This is a genomic window from Stomatobaculum sp. F0698 (assembly GCF_030644385.1).
Classification (GTDB): Bacteria; Bacillota; Clostridia; order Lachnospirales; family Lachnospiraceae; genus Moryella.
Window position 1 is genome coordinate 21,918 of the sequence record NZ_CP130060.1, and the last position, 23,592, is coordinate 45,509.

At 57.1% G+C, this 23,592-nt stretch carries 25 protein-coding genes and 1 other annotated feature; of the genes, 23 read left to right on the forward strand and 2 right to left on the reverse strand.

Annotated features, from left to right (window positions below):
- Positions 1–110 precede the first annotated feature (110 nt).
- The 20 genes from QU660_RS00105 (at position 111) to QU660_RS00200 (ending at position 19,488) form a co-directional block, all read left to right on the forward strand.
- Positions 111–1,187, forward strand: a complete 1,077-nt coding sequence (locus tag QU660_RS00105) for a DnaD domain protein (RefSeq protein ID WP_304946327.1) — start codon at positions 111–113, stop codon at positions 1,185–1,187.
- A 13-nt stretch (positions 1,188–1,200) separates the two neighbouring features.
- Positions 1,201–2,214: an ATP-binding protein gene (locus QU660_RS00110; RefSeq protein WP_304946328.1), complete on the forward strand. Its 1,014-nt coding sequence runs from the start codon at positions 1,201–1,203 to the stop codon at positions 2,212–2,214.
- 35 nt (positions 2,215–2,249) lie between these two features.
- Positions 2,250–3,434: a ribose-phosphate pyrophosphokinase gene (locus QU660_RS00115; RefSeq protein WP_304946329.1), complete on the forward strand. Its 1,185-nt coding sequence runs from the start codon at positions 2,250–2,252 to the stop codon at positions 3,432–3,434.
- Between the two features lie 15 nt (positions 3,435–3,449).
- Positions 3,450–4,889, forward strand: a complete 1,440-nt coding sequence (gene proS / locus QU660_RS00120) for a proline--tRNA ligase (RefSeq protein ID WP_304946330.1) — start codon at positions 3,450–3,452, stop codon at positions 4,887–4,889.
- 68 nt (positions 4,890–4,957) lie between these two features.
- Complete coding sequence (locus tag QU660_RS00125) at positions 4,958–6,196, forward strand: CCA tRNA nucleotidyltransferase (RefSeq protein WP_304946331.1); 1,239 nt, start codon at positions 4,958–4,960, stop codon at positions 6,194–6,196.
- Between the two features lies 1 nt (position 6,197).
- On the forward strand, positions 6,198–7,928 hold the full coding sequence (locus tag QU660_RS00130) for a hypothetical protein (RefSeq protein ID WP_304946332.1): 1,731 nt from the start codon (positions 6,198–6,200) through the stop codon (positions 7,926–7,928).
- Positions 7,929–8,356: 428 nt separating this feature from the next.
- Positions 8,357–9,373 carry a rod shape-determining protein gene (locus QU660_RS00135; RefSeq protein ID WP_304947250.1) on the forward strand — a complete coding sequence of 339 codons (1,017 nt, stop codon included), beginning with the start codon at positions 8,357–8,359 and terminating at the stop codon, positions 9,371–9,373.
- 4 nt (positions 9,374–9,377) lie between these two features.
- Positions 9,378–11,597 carry an SF1B family DNA helicase RecD2 gene (gene recD2 / locus QU660_RS00140; RefSeq protein ID WP_304946333.1) on the forward strand — a complete coding sequence of 740 codons (2,220 nt, stop codon included), beginning with the start codon at positions 9,378–9,380 and terminating at the stop codon, positions 11,595–11,597.
- On the forward strand, positions 11,594–12,334 hold the full coding sequence (locus QU660_RS00145) for a ComF family protein (protein WP_304946334.1): 741 nt from the start codon (positions 11,594–11,596) through the stop codon (positions 12,332–12,334). The genes recD2 and QU660_RS00145 overlap by 4 nt, the downstream gene beginning before the upstream one ends.
- Before the next feature lie 132 nt (positions 12,335–12,466).
- Positions 12,467–12,616 (forward strand): 50S ribosomal protein L33, encoded by a 150-nt coding sequence (gene rpmG / locus QU660_RS00150; RefSeq protein ID WP_304946335.1) that lies wholly within the window; start codon positions 12,467–12,469, stop codon positions 12,614–12,616.
- Between the two features lie 21 nt (positions 12,617–12,637).
- Complete coding sequence (gene secE / locus QU660_RS00155; protein ID WP_304946336.1) at positions 12,638–12,841, forward strand: preprotein translocase subunit SecE; 204 nt, start codon at positions 12,638–12,640, stop codon at positions 12,839–12,841.
- Between the two features lie 15 nt (positions 12,842–12,856).
- Positions 12,857–13,390, forward strand: coding sequence for a transcription termination/antitermination protein NusG (gene nusG, locus QU660_RS00160; protein WP_304946337.1), 534 nt, complete (start codon positions 12,857–12,859; stop codon positions 13,388–13,390).
- A gap of 65 nt (positions 13,391–13,455) precedes the next feature.
- Positions 13,456–13,881: a 50S ribosomal protein L11 gene (gene rplK, locus QU660_RS00165; RefSeq protein WP_304946338.1), complete on the forward strand. Its 426-nt coding sequence runs from the start codon at positions 13,456–13,458 to the stop codon at positions 13,879–13,881.
- An 18-nt stretch (positions 13,882–13,899) separates the two neighbouring features.
- Positions 13,900–14,595, forward strand: coding sequence for a 50S ribosomal protein L1 (rplA, locus tag QU660_RS00170; RefSeq protein ID WP_304946339.1), 696 nt, complete (start codon positions 13,900–13,902; stop codon positions 14,593–14,595).
- 36 nt (positions 14,596–14,631) lie between these two features.
- Positions 14,632–14,766: a sequence feature (ribosomal protein L10 leader region), on the forward strand.
- Between the two features lie 23 nt (positions 14,767–14,789).
- The gene (gene rplJ, locus QU660_RS00175; RefSeq protein WP_304946340.1) at positions 14,790–15,296 is read left to right on the forward strand and encodes a 50S ribosomal protein L10; all 507 of its coding nucleotides are present in this window, start codon (positions 14,790–14,792) and stop codon (positions 15,294–15,296) included.
- 58 nt (positions 15,297–15,354) lie between these two features.
- A complete protein-coding gene (rplL, locus tag QU660_RS00180; protein WP_304946341.1) occupies positions 15,355–15,732 on the forward strand; it encodes a 50S ribosomal protein L7/L12 in 378 nt (125 codons plus the stop codon).
- A gap of 413 nt (positions 15,733–16,145) precedes the next feature.
- The gene (locus QU660_RS00185; RefSeq protein WP_304946342.1) at positions 16,146–17,828 is read left to right on the forward strand and encodes a phospho-sugar mutase; all 1,683 of its coding nucleotides are present in this window, start codon (positions 16,146–16,148) and stop codon (positions 17,826–17,828) included.
- 13 nt (positions 17,829–17,841) lie between these two features.
- Complete coding sequence (locus QU660_RS00190; RefSeq protein ID WP_304946343.1) at positions 17,842–18,123, forward strand: glutaredoxin family protein; 282 nt, start codon at positions 17,842–17,844, stop codon at positions 18,121–18,123.
- A complete protein-coding gene (locus QU660_RS00195) occupies positions 18,123–18,788 on the forward strand; it encodes a cytochrome c biogenesis CcdA family protein (protein ID WP_304946344.1) in 666 nt (221 codons plus the stop codon). The genes QU660_RS00190 and QU660_RS00195 overlap by 1 nt, the downstream gene beginning before the upstream one ends.
- A gap of 34 nt (positions 18,789–18,822) precedes the next feature.
- On the forward strand, positions 18,823–19,488 hold the full coding sequence (locus tag QU660_RS00200) for a TlpA family protein disulfide reductase (RefSeq protein ID WP_304946345.1): 666 nt from the start codon (positions 18,823–18,825) through the stop codon (positions 19,486–19,488).
- Between the two features lie 74 nt (positions 19,489–19,562).
- Here the strand turns inward: QU660_RS00200 and QU660_RS00205 are convergent, their stop codons facing one another.
- Positions 19,563–20,201: a hypothetical protein gene (locus QU660_RS00205; protein WP_304946346.1), complete on the reverse strand. Its 639-nt coding sequence runs from the start codon at positions 20,199–20,201 to the stop codon at positions 19,563–19,565.
- A 173-nt stretch (positions 20,202–20,374) separates the two neighbouring features.
- Between QU660_RS00205 and QU660_RS00210 the strand changes: the two genes are divergently transcribed.
- The 3 genes from QU660_RS00210 to QU660_RS00220 are packed head-to-tail and all read left to right on the forward strand — an operon-like array spanning position 20,375 to position 22,625.
- The gene (locus tag QU660_RS00210; RefSeq protein ID WP_304946347.1) at positions 20,375–21,262 is read left to right on the forward strand and encodes a nitroreductase family protein; all 888 of its coding nucleotides are present in this window, start codon (positions 20,375–20,377) and stop codon (positions 21,260–21,262) included.
- A 25-nt stretch (positions 21,263–21,287) separates the two neighbouring features.
- Positions 21,288–22,103 (forward strand): threonine/serine exporter family protein, encoded by an 816-nt coding sequence (locus QU660_RS00215; RefSeq protein ID WP_304946348.1) that lies wholly within the window; start codon positions 21,288–21,290, stop codon positions 22,101–22,103.
- 33 nt (positions 22,104–22,136) lie between these two features.
- A complete protein-coding gene (locus QU660_RS00220) occupies positions 22,137–22,625 on the forward strand; it encodes a threonine/serine exporter family protein (RefSeq protein WP_304946349.1) in 489 nt (162 codons plus the stop codon).
- Positions 22,626–22,739: 114 nt separating this feature from the next.
- On the opposite strand, the gene QU660_RS00225 is transcribed toward QU660_RS00220, so the two are convergent.
- Positions 22,740–23,501 carry a formate/nitrite transporter family protein gene (locus tag QU660_RS00225; protein WP_304946350.1) on the reverse strand — a complete coding sequence of 254 codons (762 nt, stop codon included), beginning with the start codon at positions 23,499–23,501 and terminating at the stop codon, positions 22,740–22,742.
- Positions 23,502–23,592: the final 91 nt, after the last annotated feature.

Here is a 23,592-nt window from a genome sequence, read left to right on the forward strand (position 1 = left end):
GGTTTTGCACACCGGCTTTTCCACAATCCTGTGGATAAATTGTGGATAAAGATGTGAAGTCCTATCGGAGAGTTTATGCTAAGATGTGAAATATAAAGAAGGAGGATGAGATGAAAGTTATTTTTCAAGGCGACGCGGCGCCCGGCGTTACCGTCGTCTCAAATGAGTTTATCGACCGCTATATGCCATCGGCAAACGGCGCGTTTGTAAAGGTTTATCTCTATCTCCTGCGCCATCAGGGTGAGGAGGTAACGGATGCCCGGATTGCGGACAGCTTAGAACTCACGGAGGGCGATGTAAGACGTGCCTTACTCCGCTGGCAGCGAGAGGGATTAATTGCGGGCGATTTTACGGAGCCCGAGAGACAAACAGAAGAGGCGGAAGTGCCGCGATATGCGGTAGAGCCGCAGCAAGAGGAAAAGAGTACAGAGCTTCCGGCGGAGCCTGTGCGTTCGGAGAAGTCGGAGACAAGCGTTCCGGAAAAGCCGGAGACCGTGTTGCCGCCGGCAAAATTGCCGGATAAATCCGGAGTGGATTTCAGCCGCCTGCAGAACGACGGCGAGTTTGCGGGGCTCAGTTATGCCCTGCAGCGTTATCTCAGCAAAACTTTTTCGCAGACCGACAGCGAGACCGTGGCTTATCTCTACGGGACGCTCGGTATGTCGTCCGATCTCTTGATCAAACTCGGCGAAATATGCGCGGAAAAAAAGAAGAGTTCGCTCCGCTATTTCGAGAAAGTCGCAATCGACTGGTATGAGAGAGGCATCAAGACGCCGGAGGAGGCAGAACTTCGCGGCGAGAATTATACCCGGGAAGTCTATGCGGTTTTAAATGCGTTCGGAATTAGGGACCGCGGTCCGGGTATCGAAGAGAAAAAATATATCGAGAAATGGTATCACGACTACGGCTTTTCCGAGGAATTGGTCGTGGAGGCCTGCAGTCGAACCCTGCGTCACGTTCACAAGCCGAACTTCCCCTATACGGACGGCATCCTGACCAAGTGGCAGCGCGCGGGCGTGCACAGTCTCCGGGATGTGGCGGAAGAGGATAAAAAGCGGGAGGAGAGCGGCGGCAAGAGAAGTACGCCGAAGACCGACACGCGCTTCCACAATTTCGAGGAGCGGGATGAAGATCCGAATGACCTTGTGTTGCAACAGCTTAAGCGGAAGCTTGAGCAGGATTCCTGAGAGGAGGTAAGGCGTGGCGCTCAGCAATACGGAATACAATGCGATTTTGCGAGAGTATGAGGCGCTGCAGGCCGCAGAGCAGCAGGTCATACGGGAACGAAAGGCAGAGCTGAACCGCGTGCTTCCCGCCTATCGGGAGACCGAGCAAAAAATCGCGGCGCGCGCCATGGAGCGCTATCTATCGCGCATGCAGGGGGACGAGAACGGCCTTAACGGCCTAGAAGAAGAGCTCGCCGCACTCGAGACAGAAAAGCTTGAAATTCTTCGGCGCGCCGGTTATCCGGTCGATTATCTGCGCCCGGCCTACCGCTGTGAGACTTGCCGGGACACCGGCTTTGTCGACGGGAAAAAATGCCGCTGCTTTCGGCAGAAAATCATTGCGCGACTTTGTCGCCAGGGGCGGCTCGCGGCGAGCATCGAGCGGGAGAATTTCGATCGCTTTTCCCTCGACTATTACAGCGCGGCGCGCGAGGTGCCGAAACTCGCCATGAGCGAGAGAGCCTATATGGAGCAGCTGGTGCTGCCGCAGTGCAGGCGCTATCTCGAGAACTTCGACCGAGAGAAGGGAAATCTCCTCTTTACCGGAAAACCCGGGCTCGGGAAGACCTTTCTCTCGCATTGCATTGCGGGGGAACTTTTAAAGCGGGGGCACACCGTTCTCTACCTCAGTGCGGAGGAACTTTTTTCCCTGCTCGCCGCAACGCAATGGCGGCAGCGCGCGGAGAGTGACGAGGAGAAAATCAAAGCCAGGGAGGAGAAAGAGTTCCGAGAGTATATTTACGGCTGTGAGTTTTTAATCATAGATGACCTCGGGACGGAGTTCAGCAACGCCTTTACGACGGCCGCGTTTTTCAGCCTCTTAAACGAGAGACTGCTCTCGCGCCTCGGCACCTTGATTTCCACAAACTTAGATCCCAAGCAACTGAAAGCGCAATATACCGAGAGAAGCACATCGCGCATTTTGGGTGAATATGATATACTTCCCTTCTACGGAAGCGATATTCGTGCGCAGAAGCGCAGACAATAGCCAACCCTATCATCGAAGGAAAAGGAGCAGAAGAGATGTCGAACGAAGACAAAGAGATTGAGACCATCCCGGTGGGACCGCTTGGACTGGTGCCCTTAAAGAGCTGCGAGGAACTCGGGAAAAAGGTCGATGCCTATCTGGTGCACTGGAGAAGCGCACGTCAGAGCGAGCATAAGGATACGCTCGCGTTTATGGGCTACGAGAAAGACTCCTTCATTGTGCAGAGCCTCATCAACCGCTTCGGCACGGGAGAAGGCAAGGGTACGCTCTTACAGTCGGTGCGCGGCAAGGATCTCTTCCTCATGGTGGATGTCTGTAACCACAGCCTGACCTATTCGCTCTGCGGCATGACGAACCACATGTCTCCGGACGATCACTTTGCGGACTTGAAGCGCATCATCTCGGCGGCGGCAGGTAAGGCGCGCCGCATCAACGTAATCATGCCCTTCCTCTACGAGAGCCGTGTGTACCGGAGAGGCGGCCGCGAGTCCCTGGACTGTGCGCTTGCACTCCACGAGCTCGTCAACATGGGCGTCGATAACATTTTGACCTTTGACGCGCACGACCCGCGCGTGCAGAACGCGATTCCGCTGAAGGGCTTTGAGACCGTGCAGCCCATCTACCAGTTCATCAAGGCCCTCCTCCAGACGGAGCCGGAACTCAAGGTGGATTCCGAGCACATGATGATCATCAGTCCGGACGCGGGCGGTATGGGCAGAGCAATCTACTTTGCAAACATGATGGGCCTCGATGTCGGCATGTTCTATAAGCGCCGGGATTACACGCGCCTGGTCGGCGGCAGAAATCCGGTCCTTGCGCACGAGTTCCTCGGCACGGATGTCACCGGCAAGGATGTGATTGTCGTAGACGATATGATTTCCTCCGGCGAGACCGTGCAGGAAGTCGCGCGTGAGTTAAAGCGCCGCGGCGCAAAGAAGGTCTTTGTCTGTGCGACCTTCGGTCTCTTCACGAACGGCCTTGCGCGTTTTGACCGCTATTACGAAGAGGGGCTGATTGATAAGATTTTCACGACCAATCTGGTCTATCAGAGCCCGGAGCTCTTAAGCCGCCCCTACTATGTGAGCGTCGAGATGAGCAAGTACATTGCGCTTTTGATTGACAGTTTGAACCATGACACATCCGTGAGTGAGCTCCTGCAGCCCCATGAGCGCATTCACCGCGCACTCACCAAGCACAGAGCTGCGCAGGAACGGAACTAAGGGAAAGAGGGAAGTATGGCAGAGGAAAAAAAGGCGGTCAAAGAAATTACTTCGATGGATCGGGATTTCGCACAGTGGTATACGGATGTTGTGCGGAAGGCAGAGCTCTGCGACTATACGAGCGTCAAGGGATGTATGGTCATTCAGCCCGCCGGTTATGCAATCTGGGAGCGCATCCAGAGTCTCCTCGATCGGCGCTTTAAGGCGACAGGCGTAAAAAATTGCTACATGCCGCTTTTTATTCCGGAGAGTCTGCTCGACAAAGAGAAAGATCATGTGGAGGGCTTCGCGCCGGAAGTGGCCTGGGTCACCCAGGGCGGCCTCGAGCCTCTGCAGGAGCGCCTTTGCGTGCGCCCGACTTCGGAGACCCTGTTCTGCGATTACTATGCCAAGAATGTGCATTCCTACCGTGACCTGCCGCAGGTGCTGAACCAGTGGTGCTCGGTGGTGCGCTGGGAGAAGACGACCCGTCCCTTCCTCCGCTCCCGCGAGTTCCTCTGGCAGGAGGGACACACCGTACACGCGACCGCGGAAGAGGCGCAGGAGAGAACCGAGCAGATGCTGAATCTCTATGCGGATTTCTGCGAGCAGGAACTCGCAATTCCGGTGGTGCGCGGTCAGAAGACCGATAAGGAGAAGTTTGCCGGTGCGGTCGCGACCTATACGATCGAGTCTCTGATGCACGACGGCAAGGCGTTGCAGAGCGGTACGAGCCACAACTTCGGCGACGGCTTTGCACGTGCTTTCGGCATGCAGTTCCAGGACAAGGACAACAGCCTGAAATATATGCACCAGACTTCCTGGGGCATGACCACCCGTATGATAGGCGCACTCATCATGGTGCACGGCGACGACTCCGGTCTCAAGATGCCGCCGCACATTGCGCCGATTCAGGTCACGATTGTCCCGGTTGCCATGCACAAGGAAGGCGTTTTGGAGCGGGCGAAGGCGCTCGCGGCAGAGCTTGAAGCGGCAGGCGTACGCGTCAACGTGGACGACACGGATCGCCGTCCCGGCTTCAAGTTTGCGGAGTGTGAGATGCGCGGCGTGCCGCTTCGCATCGAGCTCGGACCGAAGGATATCGAGGCGGGCAGCTGCGTGCTGGTGCGCCGCGACAACGGTGAGAAATCCGAGGCAGCACTCGAAGGCATTGCCGTTACCGTTGCGGATATGCTCGAGACCATCCAGAAGGCCATGTACGAGAGAGCCAAGGAGCACCGCGACACACATACCTACGATGTGAAGAGCATGGAGGAGTTCGCGGAGACCGTAAAGAACCGCCCGGGCTTTGTCCGTGCGATGTGGTGCGGCGATCGCGCCTGCGAAGACAAGATCAAAGAGGAGGTCGGTGCAACGAGCCGCTGCATTCCCTTTGCCCAGGAAACAATCTCCGAGACCTGTGTCTGCTGCGGTAAGCCCGCGAAAAAGATGGTCTACTGGGGAATCGCATACTAAAACCGTGAGGGCTGCCGCAATGAGCGCGACAGCCCTCATTTTGACTTTGCGGCTGAGAAGGGAGAGTGATGCGCATGCACTTGCCGGAGACGGTGAGAGAAATTTTGAGGAAACTGGAGACGGCGGGCCATCAAGCCTATGCGGTCGGCGGCTGTGTGCGGGACAGCATACTGGGAAAAGAGCCGGACGACTGGGATATCACAACGGATGCGCGCCCCGAGGAGGTCAAGGACCTGTTTCCGCGCACGGTGGACACGGGACTGCAGCACGGCACGGTGACGGTTTTGATGGGCGGTGAGGGCTATGAGGTCACGACCTACCGCATTGACGGCGCTTATACGGACGGGAGACATCCGGACAGCATTCGCTTTACGCCCTCGCTCGAGGAAGATTTAAAACGGCGGGACTTCACCATCAATGCGATGGCGGTTTCGGAGCGCGGGGAGCTGGTGGATCTCTTCGGCGGACAGGAAGATTTGCGACAAGGCTGCATCCGCTGTGTCGGCGATGCGCGTGAGCGCTTCCGGGAGGATGCCCTCCGCATGCTCCGCGCCGTGCGCTTTGCCGCACAGTTGAATTTTGCCATTGAGGCGGAGAGCTTTGCGGCAATCGCGGAACTCTCGGAAAATTTAAAGTTGGTCAGCAAGGAACGCATTTTGGCGGAACTCTCGAAGCTCCTGCTCTCGGACCATCCGGAGAAAGCGGAACTCTTATACGAGTCGGGGCTGGCACCGCAGATGGCGACACATTTTCCGGGCTTTCACCCGGATTACCGCACGGCAACGCTCCCGAAGGAAAAAGCCCTGCGCTTTGCCGCGGCGAGTGAGGCCCTTTTACCGGCGGAGCTGGCGGCGCTTTTGAAGGAATTGAAGAGCGACCGGGCGACCGCGGAGCGCGCCCGGCTTTTAGCGGAGGAACTGAAGCGCCCGCTACCCTCGGGAGAGGCGGCGCTCAGGAAGCGCCTTTCGGCCATCGGAGACGAAGCCTTTCTTCAGCTCATGTGCCTCAAGGAGGCGGGCTACGGTGCGGGTGGGGAGCCCTGTTCCGGAGAAGCCTTGGCGGCGCGACTCGCGAACCTTCGCGCGTTGCGGGAAGGCATTTTAAAGCGGGGCGACTGTCTCGGACTCTCGGATCTCGCAATCGGCGGGGCGGATCTTCTTGCGCTCGGGATACCGAAGGGGCCGGCGCTCGGTGACTGTCTGCGTACCCTTCTGGACTATGTACTTGAGGATCCCGCGCGGAATAAGAGAGCGCTTCTTCTCGCGTACGCGAAGGAGAGGCAGAATAAGAATGACAGGGGGCAGTGAGATGAGAGTGCGAAAGATAGCAGCGACCGTGCTCGGACTTTGCCTGTTGGCGGCAAGTCTGACAGGCTGTCGCAGAGGACAGCAACGGTCGGGTGCGGCGCACACGGAAGATCCGCTGATCTGGTATAACCGGAGCGGGCTCTATGCCTATTTTCCGGGGGAAGAGATACGGGAGATTGCGAGCTTTGACAGCGAGCGCGAGACCAATGTGATACAGCGCATTCTGGGCCGTCACGACCCGAGCGCGGATGTCGCATTCAGTGCGGACCGGGAGCGCGTGTATTTCCTGAGGAATTATGCGGAGGACAATGTCTACAGCTTCTTTTCGGGAGAACTTTGCGCAAAGAATTGGGAGGGGGAGACCGAGACCGTCGCGGAGCATATTGTAAAGTATGTGCCGCTCGCGGGAGCAGCCGTGCTCGGCGAAGATAAGACGGGGGCCCTCTCGCTATCGTACCGCGGCGAAAAGGGCGGACTCTGGCAATCCGAAGTGATCGCCGCGCTGGTCCTCGATTTTCGCGTGAGCAAGGACGGAAGGCGCGCGGTCTATCTGACGGGCGACGGAGAGCTCTTTGCGCAGCGCTTCGGCGAAGCCGGAGAGAGAGTCGGAGAGCCGCAGCGCATCGGCGCCGGCATACGGCAGCTGAGCTTTGCGAGCGATGATTTGGAACAGCTCTACGGCAGCGACGGCAGCGGGAGTATCTACTACAGTGCGGGCCTCACCCCGCTGCGGGTTGTGAGTGTGGATGTCACCGAGACCGCATTTATTTCAAAGACGGGACATCTCTACTACCTCAGGGATGAGCACAGCGTGCCGGAGAACCTCGGGAGGGCCGAGACAGATACGCGCGGAGCAAAAAAAGAGGAGCTTTCGCAGCAAGAAAGCGAGGCTTCGGAAGAGGCTGAGGAAGAGAGCGGTGTGCAGCCGCAGACTGCGGTAAACGGTCTCTCGCCGGCGCAGGGCAAGGTGCTCTGCTATTTTGACGGCAATGAAAGCCGCACGCTCCTAAAAAATGTGTCGCGCCTGAGTTCGGTCTACAGCGACCGCACACAGGGAGACCGCGCACTGGTCTGGCAGGGCGGCGGGAATTCCTACTCGATTTACCTCCTGCGGGATGACAGAGCGCTGAATACCGGCCTGCATCTCACGGACCGGGGACTTCTGGATCTCGCGTTCGATGCGAGCGAAGATAAGTTCTACTACGTGCTCTTTCAGCCGGATGCGTCTGGGGAACAAAAGGCGAATCTCGGGACGGTGTTTGAGAAGCGTTACAACGAGGAAGGAATGGAGCGTGAGGAAGCGCTCTTTGGCGATGTGAGCGGCATCTCGAATGCACAGGGCGGCGTGGTGTTTGCCGGCGCGGAACATCCGAACGAGAGCTACGCGAGCCTCGCGGTGAACGGGGAAACCTTGGCAGAGCGCGTCGCGAGTTATCAGCTTGTGCGTGAGAACGGGAGCGCCCTCTATTACCTGAAGGACGCACTCTCGATCGGTGAGGACAAGCAGGGGACTTTGGTTCGCTGGGACGGAACCGCCGGTGAGACGGGAGAAGAGCTCTTCTACGGTGTCAGCGACTACGAAGTGGAGTCGGACGGAAGCGTGACCCTGCTCTCCGGCTACGGCGACGCGAAGGAACTCTGGTATTACTCCGTTTCCGGAGGGCGCAGACTCCTTGACAGCGCGGCCCTCGGTTTTCGACACAGCGAATCCGGACGCACGGAAAGCAAATAAAATATAAAAAAAGCATCCGCTGCGAGTCGGATGCTTTTTTGGTGCTGCTGTTTCTATGCAAATGATCATAAGAGGGGGATCTCAGATCAGGAGCTTGTTAGGGGGGCCGGGCGGGGGTAGCCGCCCGGTATGAGTATGAAAAAGCTTTGCGGTCTCAGTTAACTGAAACCCGGGCATTTCTGTCATCTTCCCGATGACAAGTACATCATACCCGAGATCTGTGTCAAAATTGTGGCGCGCCTCTAAAAAAAGAATAAAGTTTCTGAATAATGGCGGTCGAAGTCATTAAGACAATTTAAATGCGCTTTCTTGGGAAAAGGCTTTTATTGCGCAATACTTTTGGATATAATGAATTCCAAACAATAAATAATAGGTTGTGAGGGCGCGAGCTCTCTTTTTATACTGTCCGGAGGGTTTTCATGTTTAATATGTTTGGGATGAGTTCAAATGATATCGGAATCGACCTTGGAACCGCGAGTATTCTGGTTTACATCAAGGGCAAGGGCGTTGTCTTAAAGGAGCCGAGCGTCGTCGCGATTGACCGCGACACCAACCGCATTCTCGCAATCGGTGAGGAGGCGCGTCTCATGATCGGCCGTACGCCGGGCAATATCATTGCGATTCGTCCGCTCCGCCACGGTGTCATCTCGGATTACACCGTGACCGAGAAGATGCTCAAGTACTTCATCAACAAGGCGGTCGGCAAGAAGACCTTGCTCCGTCCCCGCATTGCGGTCTGCATTCCCTCCGGCGCGACCGAGGTCGAGAGAAAGGCCGTGGAGGATGCGACCTACCAGGCAGGCGCAAAGGAAGTCACAATCATTGAGGAGCCGGTTGCCGCGGCAATCGGTGCGGGCATCGACATTTCGAAGGCCTGCGGAAATATGATCGTCGATATCGGCGGCGGCACCACGGACATCGCTGTCATCTCCCTCGGCGGCCCCGTCGTCTCGACTTCGATTAAGGTCGCGGGCGATGACTTCGACGAGGCAGTGGTCCGTTACATGAGAAAGAAGCACAACCTCCTGATCGGTGAGAGAACCGGTGAGGATATCAAGATTCAGATCGGTGCGGCTTACCGCCGCCCCGAGATGCTGACCATGGAAGTGCGCGGCCGCAACTTGGTCACCGGTCTCCCGAAGACCATCGTGGTCACCTCGGATGAGACCTTGGAAGCGCTGCAGGAGCCGGCCATGCAGATTGTCGATGCCGTACACAACGTGTTGGAGCGCACCCCGCCGGAGCTCGCGGCGGATATCTACGACCGCGGCATTGTCTTTACGGGCGGCGGTTCCCTGATTTACGGCCTCGATCAGCTTTGCCAGGAGAAGACCGGCATTACGACCATGATTGCCGAGGCACCGCTCACGGCAGTCGCAATCGGAACCGGAAAGTACATCGAGTACGCAAACGGCGACAGCACGGACGCAAAGAAGGAGTATTGATCGCATGGACTCGCTGAGCGGCTTTGTCGAGAAAATCAAGTACCGAAACGAGGAGAACGGCTATGCGATTCTCAGCGTGGAGAGCGGCGGCGAGGATTATGTGCTGGTCGGAACTTTTCCGATGATTTCGGAGGGAGAGTACATTACAGCGGAAGGGCATTTTCAGCTTCACCCGACCTACGGCGAACAGCTGGCGGTCGAGACATACGAAATCAAGACGCCGGAGGACAGCGCAAGCGTACAGCGCTACCTGTCCTCCGGCGCTGTCAAAGGGGTGGGCGAGGCGCTCGCGAAGCGCATTGTCAAAAAGTTTAAGAACGACACGCTTCGCATACTCGAGGAGGAGCCCGAGCGCCTCGCGGAGGTGAAGGGCATCAGCGAGCGCCTCGCGATGGAAATTGCGGGGCAAATCGAGGAAAAGCGGGAACTGCGCCGCGCCATGCTATTTCTCTCCGGCTACGGCATACGCATGAACCTTGCCGTCAAGATTTATCAGCGTTACGGGGACGAGGTCTATACCCTGCTCCGCGAAAACCCCTATCGAATCGCGGACGATTTGAGCGGCGTCGGCTTTCAGACTGCGGATGAGATTGCGCGGCGCATGGGCGTCCGCGCGGATTCGGAGACACGCATTCGGAGCGGCGCCCTCTACGTGTTGCGCCTCGCCGTGCAGGAGGGACACTGCTATCTGCCGGAGTCTGTGCTCCGCGAGCGGCTCACGAAGCTCCTGCAGTTGGAACCCGAGAACTTAAAAGAGTTGCTCGCGGAACTCCAGATGGAGAAACGCGTGGTGCTGCGGCGAACGGGGGAGGAGAGTGGGGACTGCAAGGTCTACCTCGCAAACTACGACCGCATGGAACTGCACGTCGCCGCGATGCTTGGAGAGCTTGACCTCCGGGAGGCGCGGCCCGGTATACGCGCGGCCGAAGAACTGGCCCTTTTGGAAGAAGAGGCGGCGGGGCCGGTGCTCGATGAGACCCAGCGGCGCGCGGTGCTCGCCGCGGTGCAGTCGGGACTCCTCATCATCACGGGAGGCCCCGGTACCGGAAAGACCACGACCATCAATGCGATAATCCGCTGCTTTGAGGCCGAGGGCGCGGAGATTCTGCTCGCGGCCCCGACCGGGCGCGCGGCGGCTCGCATGACCGAGGCGACCGGACGCGAGGCAAAGACCATACACCGTTTGCTTGAAGTCTCGGGGGCGCCGAGCGAGCAGAACGAGGGCGAGAACGGCAAGGAGAACTGGAGCAGCGTTCGCTTTGACCGCAACAAAGAGCAGCCGCTCGAGGCGGACTGCATCATCATCGACGAGATGAGTATGGTCGATTTAAGGCTCTTTCATGCCCTGCTCCAAGCGGTGCCGGTTGGCGCGCACCTGATTCTGGTCGGCGACAGCAACCAGCTGCCCAGTGTCGGTGCGGGCAATGTGCTCCGCGATCTAATCGATTCCGGCTGTCTGCCGGTCGTACAGCTCACACAGATTTACCGCCAGGCGGCCGAGTCCGATATTGTGGTGAACGCGCACAAGATGATGGACGAGGAGGCAATCGACCTAGGGAAGCGAAGTAAGGACTTCCTCTTTATCCGTCAGAATACGGTGGAGGGCGTCATTGAGACCATGCTGCGCCTGCTCACCGAAAAACTTCCGGCCTATGTCGGGGCGGAGGCAAAGAGCATACAGCTGCTCACGCCGGTGCGCCGCGGTGCGCTCGGTGTCGCGGGGTTGAATCCCGTATTGCAGGCAAAGCTGAATCCGCCGGGCGCGGGTAAGGCAGAGCGAGAGTTTGCCCACGCGCTGTTTCGCGTCGGCGACAAGCTCATGCAGATTAAGAACAATTACCAGCGCGGCGTGTATAACGGCGATGTGGGTATTCTCATCGACATCAACCGCTTTACCGAGACCTTGACCGTCCGCTTCGACGAGGAGAGAGAGGTCGAGTATGGCTTTGCGGATGTGGAAGAGCTGGAGCTCGCCTATGCGGTCACGATACATAAGTCGCAGGGCAGCGAGTACCCGGCGGTCGTGATTCCGGTCTTTAGCGGTCCCAGGATGCTGCGCACGCGAAATTTGATTTACACCGCCGTGACCCGCGCGAAGAAATGTGTGGTACTGATCGGAGAACCTTCTTATTTTTATGAAATGGTCGGGAACACAAAAGAATTGGAGCGCTACACGGGACTGGCCGCGAGATTGCGAGAACTCTCGGCGCGGGAGGAAGTGTGAGTGCCGGTTTCGGAGAGCGCGTCAAAGAGACAGCGCTCTCCCTCTTGTTTCCGCGGCGCTGTCCGGTCTGCGGCGAAATTGTCATGCCGAAGGGGCAGCGAATCTGCCCGCCCTGCGTCAAAAAACTTGATTTTGTACGGGAACCGCGCTGCATGAAGTGCGGGCGCAGCATAGACGAAGAGGAGTCCCGCTATTGCCATTCCTGCGAGACCAGAGAGCGGCATTTCGAGCGGAATCTGGCCCTGCTCTTTTACGACGACAGGATGCGCCGCGTGATGGCGGCGGTCAAGTACCACCATAAGAAAGAGTACCTTGCCCCGCTCGGGCGCATGCTGGCCCTCAAATTCTCGGAGGAGCTGCGCCGCTTTGCGGCGGACTGCCTGCTGCCGGTTCCGCTGCACAGCGCGCGGCGGCGGGCAAGGGGCTTTAACCAGGCAGAAGAGCTTGCGCGGGAACTTGCGCGCGAAACTGGGCTTTTGCTCTACACGGACGTACTGCTGCGCGAAAAAAAGACCGTCGCGCAGAAGAGCCTCGGGGCGGATGCGAGAATCCGAAACCTGGCTTCTGCCTTTCGGGCGGAGGCGGGCCTTGTCAGGGAGCGAAAGATACGCCGCGTGATTTTGGTAGACGACATCTATACCACGGGGAGTACGCTCGAAGCCTGTTCTCAGGTTCTGCGTGCGGCGGGGGTAGAGAAGGTTCTCTGCATTTGCCTCTGCATCGTGGCGGAAGACTAGAGAAAATGCGTGTTTTCTTGGGGGCGCGCCTTGACAGCGCCCCCGGGATGCGCTATAGTGACTCTGCGATAAAAGATGAGAGGTCTTTTTTTTTTGACTTCAATCGGCAAATCTAAATGGGAGGTGGAGACCATGCGTACTAGAATTACACTTGCGTGCACGGACTGCAAGCAGCGCAACTACAATACGACGAAGGATAAGAAGACCCATCCGGATCGTATGGAAGTGAAGAAGTATTGCAGATTCTGCAAGACGCACACAACGCACAAAGAGACAAAGTAAATCTTTGAGAAAGGAAGCAAGATGGCTGAGAACAACAAGGCAAATTCCGAGAGCAAGGGATTTGTGGATGGCCTGAAAGCCGAATTCCGAAAGATTGTCTGGCCGACGCAGGAAGTGCTTGCGAAGCAGACCGCTGCCGTCATTGCAGTTTCCCTTGTGCTGGGCGCGATCATTGCCGCACTCGACTGGGCTTTCCGGTTGGGGCTGACACGCGTATTTCAGTAAGAAGTGGGAGAGCGCATGGCTGAAGCAAATTGGTATGTTGTCCATACCTATTCGGGATACGAGAACAAGGTGAAGGTAGACATCGAGAAGTCTGTGGAGAATCGGAACCTACAGGATCAGATTCTGGAAGTTTCCGTTCCGACCCAGCCGGTCACGGAACTCAAGAACAATGTCGAAAAGACGATTGAGCGGAAGATGTTCCCCGGCTACGTCCTGATTCGCATGATCATGAACGATGAGACCTGGTATGTTGTCCGCAATACGAGAGGTGTCACGGGCTTCGTGGGACCGGGATCCAAACCGGTACCGCTCTCCGAGGAGGAGATGAGAAAGCTCGGCTTTGGCGGCGGAGAGCAGCCTGCGGTGCGTGAGGTCGTTTTGGACTTTGCGCTCGGCGACACGGTCACCGTCGTCAGCGGTCCTTGGAAGGACGCGGTCGGCAAGGTGGCGGCAATCAACGAGAAGAAGAGAACCGTGACCCTGCCCATCGATATGTTCGGCAGAGAGACGCCGGTGGAGTTCGAGTTCACCCAAGTAAAGAAGTTGTAATTTCCCCGAAGGGAAGTTGCGTGGAAGGGGCATGAGCCCCGTCATGACCACAAGGAGGTGCCATTATGGCGAAAAAAGTTACAGGCTACATTAAGTTGCAGATTCCGGCAGGCAAGGCGACCCCGGCTCCACCCGTAGGTCCGGCTCTTGGCCAGCACGGCGTGAACATTGTCGAGTTCACGAAGCAGTTCAATGCAAGAACCGCAGACAAGGGTGATCTCATCATCCCCGTTGTCATCACTGTCTACGCAGACAGAAGCTTCAGCTTCATCACCAAGACCCCGCCGGCAGCAGTGCTGCTCAAGAAGGCTTGCAAGCTGCAGAAGGCTTCCGGTGTTCCGAACAAGGAAAAGGTCGCAACCATCTCCAAGGAAGAGGTCAGAAAGATCGCTGAGATGAAGATGCCCGACCTCAACGCGGCGAGCGTTGAGAGTGCGATGAGCATGATTGCCGGCACAGCCCGTTCCATGGGCATTGTTGTCGAGGACTAATGGGAGGGAGATGAGACCATGAAGCACGGAAAGAGATATACAGAGGCAGCGAAGCTGATTGACCGCAGCCAGTACTATGATGTTGCAGATGCAGTTGGCGTGATCAAGAAGACCGCTAACGCAAAGTTCGACGAGACCGTTGAGTTGCACGTGCGCACGGGCGCAGATGGCCGTCACGCAGATCAGCAGATCCGCGGCGCGGTTGTTCTCCCGCACGGCACCGGTAAGACGGTCCGCATCCTCGTGTTCGCAAAGGGACCGAAGGAGGATGAGGCTAAGGCGGCAGGCGCTGATTTTGTCGGCGGCCAGGAGCTGATCCCGAAGATCCAGAACGAGGGCTGGCTTGATTTCGACGTTGTCGTTGCAACCCCGGACATGATGGGCGTTGTCGGTCGTTTGGGTAAGGTGCTCGGACCGAAGGGTCTCATGCCGAACCCGAAGTCCGGTACGGTCACGATGGATCTCACCAAGGCAATCGCCGATATCAAGGCAGGTAAGGTTGAGTACCGTCTGGATAAGACCAACATCATCCACTGCCCGATCGGCAAGGCTTCCTTCACCGAGGAGCAGCTGAGAGAGAACCTTCAGGCGCTGCTTGATGCGCTGAACAAGGCGAAGCCGTCGTCCCTGAAGGGCGCTTACATGAAGAGCGCTGTGCTCACGAGCACCATGGGTCCCGGCGTGAAGCTCAACACCGCAAAGATCACAAACTAAGAACTTGACAAAAAGCTGATTTTGTGTTAGCTTTTAACAGTTAGAATAATCTTGCCGAAGACAGCGGACGCCAATGGCGTAAGGAACTCTTGTCCGCCGAGGAGGATGCTCACATTTGTGAATGTATCGAACTCGTCTGTCCTGCGGCAGGCGAGTTCTTTTGTTTTGCAAGTACGGAAGAAGGAGGAAACGAGATGAGAGATTCTAAGATCGACCAGAAGCAGCCGGTCGTGAAGGAAATCGCTGCGCTCTTAGACGGCGCAAGCTCCGCAGTTGTCGTTGACTACCGCGGCCTCACGGTCGAGCAGGACACCCAGCTCAGAAAGCAGCTGAGAGAAGCCGGCGTTGTCTACAAGGTCTACAAGAATACCATGGTCCGCATCGCAGCAAAGGGCACGGAATTCGAGAAGTTCGACGCTTATCTGGAGGGACCGACGGCGCTTGCAGTCAGCAAGGACGACGCTACGGCGCCCGCAAGACTGCTTGCGAAGTTCGCGAAGACCGCACCGAAGCTTGAGATCAAGGGCGGTATCGTCGAGGGCGCTGCTTACGACGCACAGGGAATGGCTGCAATCGCAGCGGTTCCGTCGAGAGAGGAGCTGCTCGGCAGACTCTTCGGCAGCATGCAGAGCCCGATCACGAACTTTGCACGCGTCATCAAGCAGATTGCAGAGAAGGACGCGGCACCGGCGGCAGAGTAAGTCGCAGTTTCAAACGATATTATCAAATTTTAATTCCACGATATAGGAGGATACAGAGATGGCAAAGTTAAGCACGCAGGAATTCATTGACGCGTTGAAGGAGCTCTCCGTTCTCGAACTGAACGAGCTTGTTAAGGCTTGCGAGGAGGAGTTTGGTGTTTCCGCAGCAGCGGGTGTTGTTGTCGCAGGTCCGGCAGCGGGCGGCGCAGCAGCTGAGGAGGAGAAGACCGAGTTTGATGTCGAGCTCACCGAGGTCGGCGCAAACAAGGTTAAGGTCATCAAGGTTGTCCGTGAGGCAACTTCCCTTGGCCTCAAGGAGGCAAAGGAGCTTGTTGACGGCGCACCGAAGATGGTGAAGACCGGCATCTCCAAGGAAGAGGCTGAGGCTCTGAAGAAGGAGCTCGAGGAAGTCGGCGCTAAGGTTACCCTGAAGTAAGACTTGCTTTTTGGAAGAGCGGGGCAGAAATGCTCCGCTCTTTTTTATGGGTTATAGGACAAAAAGAGTTGGTGAAAACCCCGCAACGCTGGTAGAATCAAGCGTTGCGGGGTTTTATCTTCTTTGAAACAAGATGAAGGATGGAGAAAAAGAGTTGGTAAAAAGAGTCGGTAAAAAGCGCTTCAGACCTTTGATAAACAAGGCTGTTTTTGAGGGCTTGGCCGAAGGTCAGCCTGTAAAATCCGGAGGAAGCCTTGCGCCCGCAGATACGCTGCCCCGCACATAGGTGCTATCGCAAAATTAGGCACAGCTTGCAGAAGTGCGTAGAATCGAGTATTCTTAAGACAGAGTTCGCCGTTTAGACGGCGGCTCAAAACGGACTTCGCAAGAGGTGAGAAAGGCAGGTTATCCGGATGTTTCAGGACGAATACAGTCGTTGGTGCCAGGCAGAATTAGTTGATTTTGACTTGAAGAGAGAGCTCACGGAAATTGCGGGAGATGAGGATGCGATTCGCGAGCGCTTTGCCGCGAGCCTCAGCTTTGGTACGGCAGGACTTCGCGGAACGCTCGGTGTCGGGACAAACCGCATGAATATCTGGGTGGTGCGCCAGGCGACCCAGGGCATCGCAGACTGGGTTAAGACGAAGGGCGGCAGTCAGACGGTTGCCATCAGCTATGACAGCCGCTTAAAGGGTTGGAATTTTGCGCGCGATGCGGCTTCCGTGCTCGCGGCAAACGGAATTCAGGTTCGTCTCTACGACGAGCTCATGCCGGTTCCGGCGCTCTCCTTTGCGACGCGCTATTATAACTGCAACGCAGGCATTATGATCACGGCTTCGCACAATCCGGCGAAGTACAACGGTTACAAGGCCTACGGCGCGGACGGCTGCCAGGTCACGGATGAAGACGCGGCCATTGTCTATGCGGCAATTCAGAAGACCGATGTGCTCGGCGGCGCAAAGTTCATGAGCTTTGCGGAGGGCGTTGAGAAGGGGCTGATTCGCTTTGTCGAGGATGCCTGCAAGGAGGCCTTCTATGCGGCGGTCGAGTCCCGTCAGGTTCGCCCGGGTATCTGCAAGACGGCAGGCTTAAAGCTTGTCTATTCGCCGCTGAACGGAACCGGTCTCGTGCCGGTGACGCGCGTCTTAAAGGACATCGGCATCGAGGATGTGACCATCGTCAAGGAACAGGAGTATCCGAACGGCTACTTCACAACCTGCCCCTATCCGAACCCCGAGATTTTTGAGGCTCTCGAGAAGGGACTTGCGCTCGCAAAGGAAACCGGAGCGGATTTGATGCTCGCGACGGATCCGGATGCGGACCGCGTCGGCATTGCGATGCGGACCCCGAGCGGTGAGTACGAACTCGTGAGCGGCAATGAGATGGGCGTCCTCTTGCTCGACTACATTGCGGCGGGCAGAATCGAAGCCGGCACCATGCCGGAGCGCCCGGTTGCGGTCAAGTCCGTTGTATCGACCCAGCTCGCAGACAGAATTGCAGAGCACTACGGCGTGGAACTCCGCAGTGTGCTCACGGGCTTTAAGTGGATCGGAGACCAGATTCACAGACTGGAGACAGAGAATGAGGCAGAGCGCTTCATCTTCGGCTTTGAGGAGAGCTACGGCTACCTCGCGGGAAGCTATGTTCGCGACAAGGACGCTGTCGTCGCAAGCATGCTAATCTGCGAAATGGCGGCGTATTACCGCAGCATCGGCTCCTCCATCAAGGCGCGCCTTGAGGAAATCTATGCGAGCTACGGCCACTATCTGAACGCCGTGGACAGCTTTGAGTTCCCGGGTCTCTCCGGTATGGAGAAGATGGGCGGTATCATGGAGGCACTCCGTAAGAATCCGCCGAAAGAGCTCGCGGGCTATGCGGTTACGACCGTCACGGACTTTGAGAACAGTGAGTCCACAGGTCTGCCGCGCGCCAACATCTTGGTCTTTGCGCTGGAGAACGGCGAGAGCGTGATCGTTCGTCCGTCCGGCACGGAGCCGAAAATTAAGACCTATTTCACGACCAAGGGTCAGGGCATGGAAGAGGCCAAGCAGGAAAAGGAGAAACTGGCGGCAGCGATGAAGCCGCTGCTTGCCTGAGAGGAAGGAAGCTATGGCAAAAGAAATTTTGTTGTTTTCCCGCGATGACTGCGGGTACTGCGCGAAGGCGCATAAGGCAATTGCGGAGCTGAAGGCGGAGAATCCGGCCTACGGCACGCTCTCCCTCCGTGAGGTCGAGGAGACCCGGGAGCCGGAGTTCATTGAGAAATTTGATTACTATGCGGTGCCGACCCTTTATCTGGACGGCGTGAAGAAGTTCGAAGCGCACATCGGCATGGGCTACGATGAAATCAAAGACGCCGTGAAGCGCGTCTTCGACGAAGCGCTCGGCTGATGCAATATTTGATCTCGTTCCTCGAGGGCATGATTACCTTCATCTCCCCCTGCCTCCTGCCGCTCTTGCCGGTCTATGTGAGCTATTTTGCGGGCGGCGGGGAGAGAAGCCTCGGAAAGACCATGCGGAATGCGGTGGGCTTTGTGCTCGGCTTCAGCCTGGTCTTTATGGCGATGGGGGCGCTCGCGGGAACGGTGGGCGGCTTTCTGGGCCAACATCGGACGGCGGTGAATCTGATCTCCGGCGTCATTGTCATTATCTTCGGACTGAACTTTCTCGGCGTATTTCGCTTTCAGCTGTTTCGCGGCGGCGCGCGTAGCCTCGGGACCAAGGAGCTCGGCTTCTTTTCCTCGATGCTCTTCGGCGCGATTTTCTCGATCGGCTGGACGCCTTGCGTCGGTGTGTTCCTCGGTTCCGCGCTTGCGCTTGCTTCGCAGAGCGGGCACGCCGGGGAGGGAATACGAATGCTGCTCGCCTATTCACTGGGCCTCGGTGTTCCGTTCCTGATCAGCGCTGCGCTGATCGATCGTCTGAAGGAGAGTTTTGCCGTGATTAAGTCGCACTACGGCATCATCAACCGCGTGAGCGGCATCTTCCTGGTTTTGGTCGGCATCCTGATGGCGACAGGCACCATGGGGCGCCTGCTCTCCCTCCTCACAGTCTGAGGAGAGAATGCGGACCGGAAAGGGAAATGAACAAATGAAAAAGATTACAACATGGATTTTAGCGCTGCTGCTCCTTGTCGCACTGGTCGGCGGCGGAACGCTGTACCGCAAGTTTGCGGCAGGGCAGAGCGGCTCGCAGCTGCAGGCCGAGTCCAAGAAGGCGGAGAGCAGCACAGAGAGCAGTGCGGAGAGCCGCGCTGCGGAGGGACAGGACAGCATAACGGCAAAAGCCGGAACGGAACAGACGACCGCCGCGGCGGAGGAGAGCAGCGAGGCTTTAAGCGAAGCGCCGGATTTCACGGTGCAGGATGCGGACGGCACGGCGCACAAGCTCTCGGAATACAAGGGTAAGCCCGTTGTCCTGAACTTCTGGGCGAGCTGGTGCGGCCCCTGCCGCATGGAAATGCCCGAGTTTGACGAGGTTTACAAGGCACGCGGTGAGGAGGTTCACTTCCTCATGGTCAACATGACCGACGGAAATCGCGAGACCGTGAAGACGGCTTCCGAGTTTGTCTCGAAGCAGGGCTACAGCCTGCCCATCCTCTACGATACGGCACAGGATGCGGCGCAGACGTACGGCGTCTTCTCGATTCCCTGCACCTACTTTATCGATGCGGACGGCATGCTGACCGCACAGGCGCGCGGTGCCATCAACAAGGAGACACTGGAGCGCGGCATTGATATGATTGTAAAGCAGTAAAGCGAAGTTGACAGAAAAAGGACCCCGAAGGCACCGGCTGTTCCGGTGAATTCGGGGTCCTTTTGCGTTCCGCTTCAGAGTTCGCGCTCCAAGAGAGCACGGATGGAGTTCATGGTGGAGTGCATCTGGTAGTTCAGAAGAAAAAGGGCGTTGGCATCGTGCGGGTAGTTCTCCTCGGCGTAGGTGAGGAGCGGCATTACGGCGCGTTCGGTCTCCTCGATGTAGTCGAGGAGCTTGTCCCTTGAGAAGCCGTAGACCATGTAAGAGAGATTGTTGCAGCGATCCAAGAGCTTGGTTAAAACAGCAATGCGATTGCCGGGAATGCGCGCAAAGTAGCGGTCCCGCGCGATTTCATGTGCCACACCGGGTTCCGGGAAGAAACTGAGACGGCGCACAGCCTCCTGTACGGTCGCATTGACCGGGAGTTCCTCCGGCAGGATGTGGCAGTCCTCACAGGTGTCATGAAGCAGTGCCGTTGCAATGAGCTCATCCTCCGCGAGTCCGAGCGCCAGGGCATGACATGCCATGGTCAGAGGGTGGATGATGTAGGGGAGCTTAGCGGGGCCCTTGCGCCGCTGTCCCGCGTGACAGCGCTCGGCAAAGAGCAGAGCCTTGGGGGTTTCCGCAAAGTCATAGCGCGCGGCGGCTTCGAGGACCTTGGTCCTGAGCTCCGCGACTTGTATGAAGTGTTCATAGGACATGGCGGTTTTCATGACAACTCCTTCTATGGACGGTTCATCATACGCAGCAATTCTATTGTCGGCTCTTTTGCGGACGAAATCAAGCAGACCTTGCATTTTCGGCAAAACGCCCAGAAAGCGGCGCCTTATCAGAGGGGGTTTTGCTATTTTGCAAAGCGCCGAAAATCTGTGTATAATGGGGGAAAGTGAAAGCCAACGGAGGTGTTACCATGGACTATGAGAAATTGATTGAACAGAGACAGTCGTTGCGCTCGTTTGAGCGGAAGGAAGTTCCGGCGGCGGCCCTTGCGGACTTACAGACTTATTTTGCGAAGACGGAGCGCATTTTGCCCGAACTCGGACTGGAACTGCACTGCGCTGCGGGGAGCGGAACAGGGCTTGAGGGCATCGCGGGCTACGGCGGCAATGCTTTTTCCGCGCCGCTCTACTTGCTTCTGCTCTCGGAAGAGAAGGAGGGCTGGCTTGAAAACGCCGGCTTTGTGGGCGAGCAGTTATTCTTAAAGCTGATCGAGCTCGGACTCTCGGCGTGCTGGCTCACCCTGACCGACGGGGCGGCAACCAAGCGGGCGCTCGGCATTGAGGGCGATAAAAAGGCGGCTGCGCTCTTTGCGGTCGGCTACGGGAAGGCAGAGCGGGCAGAGACCCGTCTCGACATCGACACGCCCGCCAATGTCAAGGTAGACACACGCGCGGGTCACATTGCCCCGAAGATTTCCGAGCAGGCCCTTTTCTATGAGGAGCGCTTCGGACAGGAATCGGAGTTCATCGAGGATCAATTCGATCCCTTCCTCGACAAGGCACTCTATGCGGCGAGCCTTGCGCCGAGTTTCTTAAACCGTCAGAACTACCGCTATTTGCAGAGCGGGCGCACCCTCTACCTTCTCGACGCGGCGGATGCGAAGACCTGCGAAGAGGACAGATGTCTGAGCCTCGGCGCGACCATGGCAAATTTCTGGCTGGTCTATTCGAAGTACAATGCGAACGCTTACCGCTGGGAACTCGGCGGTACGGCAGAGCCCGAGATGCAGCTGCCGGCGGATTACAGCATTGCGGCACAGCTTCGTCTTTTCTAAATCCAACTAAGGCTGGGAACATTCTATGGGACTTACAACCTCGCCTCTCGTCAGCGGAGGCCAATGGACAGATGACAACAGCGCGCGTCATGCCTCGCTTTTGCACCGCTTGCTTGATATCGGGGAACTCTTGATGGCAAGCGGCGCGGAGGTAAACCGCGTTGAGGACACTCTGACCCGCATGGGAAAGGCGTACGGCGCATCCCACATGAATGTATTTGTGATTACAACAAGCATCGTGGTCACGATGATTTTTCCGGACGGCACGGAGCGCACGCAGACCAGACGCATACGAAACGGCGGCTCTACGGACTTTACCCTGCTCGAGGACTTGAATGCGCTCAGTAGGCGCTGCTGCGCAAATCCGCTCCCCGTTGAGGATTTGAAGGAGAAGATAGAGGAAATCCGTGCCCGGAAACATTCGGATTTGCTCTATTACGTGGGCAATGTGGTCGGTGCCGGCAGTTTTACCGCCTTTTTTGCGGGGACACTGCCGGATATCATCGCGGCGAGCATACTCGGGCTGCTTGTCTCTGCCATGCGAAAGCGGCTCGGGAAAATCACGCCGACACCGGTCATCGACAACTTTGTGGGTTCCTTCCTGACCGGTTGTCTGCTCGGCGGAACGGTGCAGGCGCTGCCCTTCCTCCACATGGACGCCATCATAATCGGAGAAGTCATGCTCTTCGTGCCCGGAATTGCGATGACCAATGCGGTGCGCGATGTCCTGTCGGGCGATACCATGGCGGGAATGATGCGCCTTCTTGAGAGTCTGCTCTGGACAGTCGCGCTGGCCTGCGGTTTCATGGCAAGCCTGGCGCTGATCAACATGCTCTCCTGAACCTAAAACGATGAAAATAGGAGAGAAGAGCGTATGAGCGAGGAAATGCGCACGGTAGTCATTCAGCTCTTAGCGGCCTTCATGGGCGCGGGGAGCTTTGCGATTTTATTTCAGTTGAAGCGAAAGTATCTCTTCATCGCGGCGCTCGGCGGTGCGCTGGAGTGGGGCGTGTATCTCTTGCTCATGGAACTTTTGGACGCGGTGTTCCCGGCGAGTTTTCTCGCCTCGGCCTTCACCGCGCTCTATGCGGAGTTACTGGCGAGGTGGCAGCGGGCTCCGGTGACCATTTTCTTTATCTCGGGGATTATCCCTTTGGTGCCGGGAAGCAGCCTTTACTATACGATGAGCGCCATTGTGCACGGGGACAGCGAGGCGGCGAGCTATTACAGTTCCAGAACCGTTCAGTATGCGTTTGCGATTGCGGCCGGCATCTCCGTGATCACGGCGGTCTTTGAGATGTGGCGCACGCTGAAGGCGAAGTTAAAAAAAGAAGCGCGCCGAAATCGGCAGAACAGCATATAAAACAAGCGCCCCGCGAATTCCGGAAGGGATTCGCGGGGCGCTTTTGATATGGAAGCTCCCCTAAGTGTGCGTACCGATTGAAATCGACAGAGGCCGGGGGAGATGTTGCAAAAATTATTTCTTTCTCGAAACCACATAGTAGGGCAGCGCCACAAAGACCGCACCGCCGATGATGTTGCCGAGGGTGACCGCTGCGAGGTTAAAAATCCAGCCGTTTACGCTCACAGCCTGACCGGCGGGGACTAAAAGCGCCGAGGTGAGCAGGGTCATATTGGCAATGCTGTGCTCAAAGCCGGTCGTGATGAAGGCGAAGAGACACCAGAAGCACATGAGAATCTTAGCGCTCTCGTTCTTAACGCGGAAACCGCACCAGACCACAAGACAGACCAGAATGTTGCAGAGGATGCCGCGCGATACAAGCGGCACAAAACCGGCCGACATCTTGGCAAAGGCGCCCTTTGCAACGGCTTCCGCGACCGCACCGGTCTGCAGGCCGCTCGCGTAGAAGAGCAGGGAGAGCAGTACGGAACCCGCGACATTGCCGAGCCAGCAGACACACCAGAGCTTCAGGAGCTCGGCTGCGCTTATCTTGCCATCGAGGACACCGGCTGTCATGACCATGGTGTTGCCGGTAAAGAGTTCCGCGCCGGCAATGATCACGAGACTCAGCGCGACACAGAAGGATGCGCCCATCACAATCTTGGCCGCCGGGTTACCGGCCATAAGGCCGCTTTCCGTGAAAATCAAAAGAATGCCGAAGCCGATATAAGCGCCTGCCAGCATGGACATGAGAAAATACCCGAGGGGGGTTTTCTTCAGTAAGCCGACTTTCGCAGCTGCCGCATTGGTCATTGCCGAAAATTCATCTTGGTACATGGCCTTACCCTCCGAAAAAACAATATTTGACTGAATTGTGCGAATTTATTATAGCTTAGCGCGCGGGCTTTGTCAGCACACAGTCTAACCC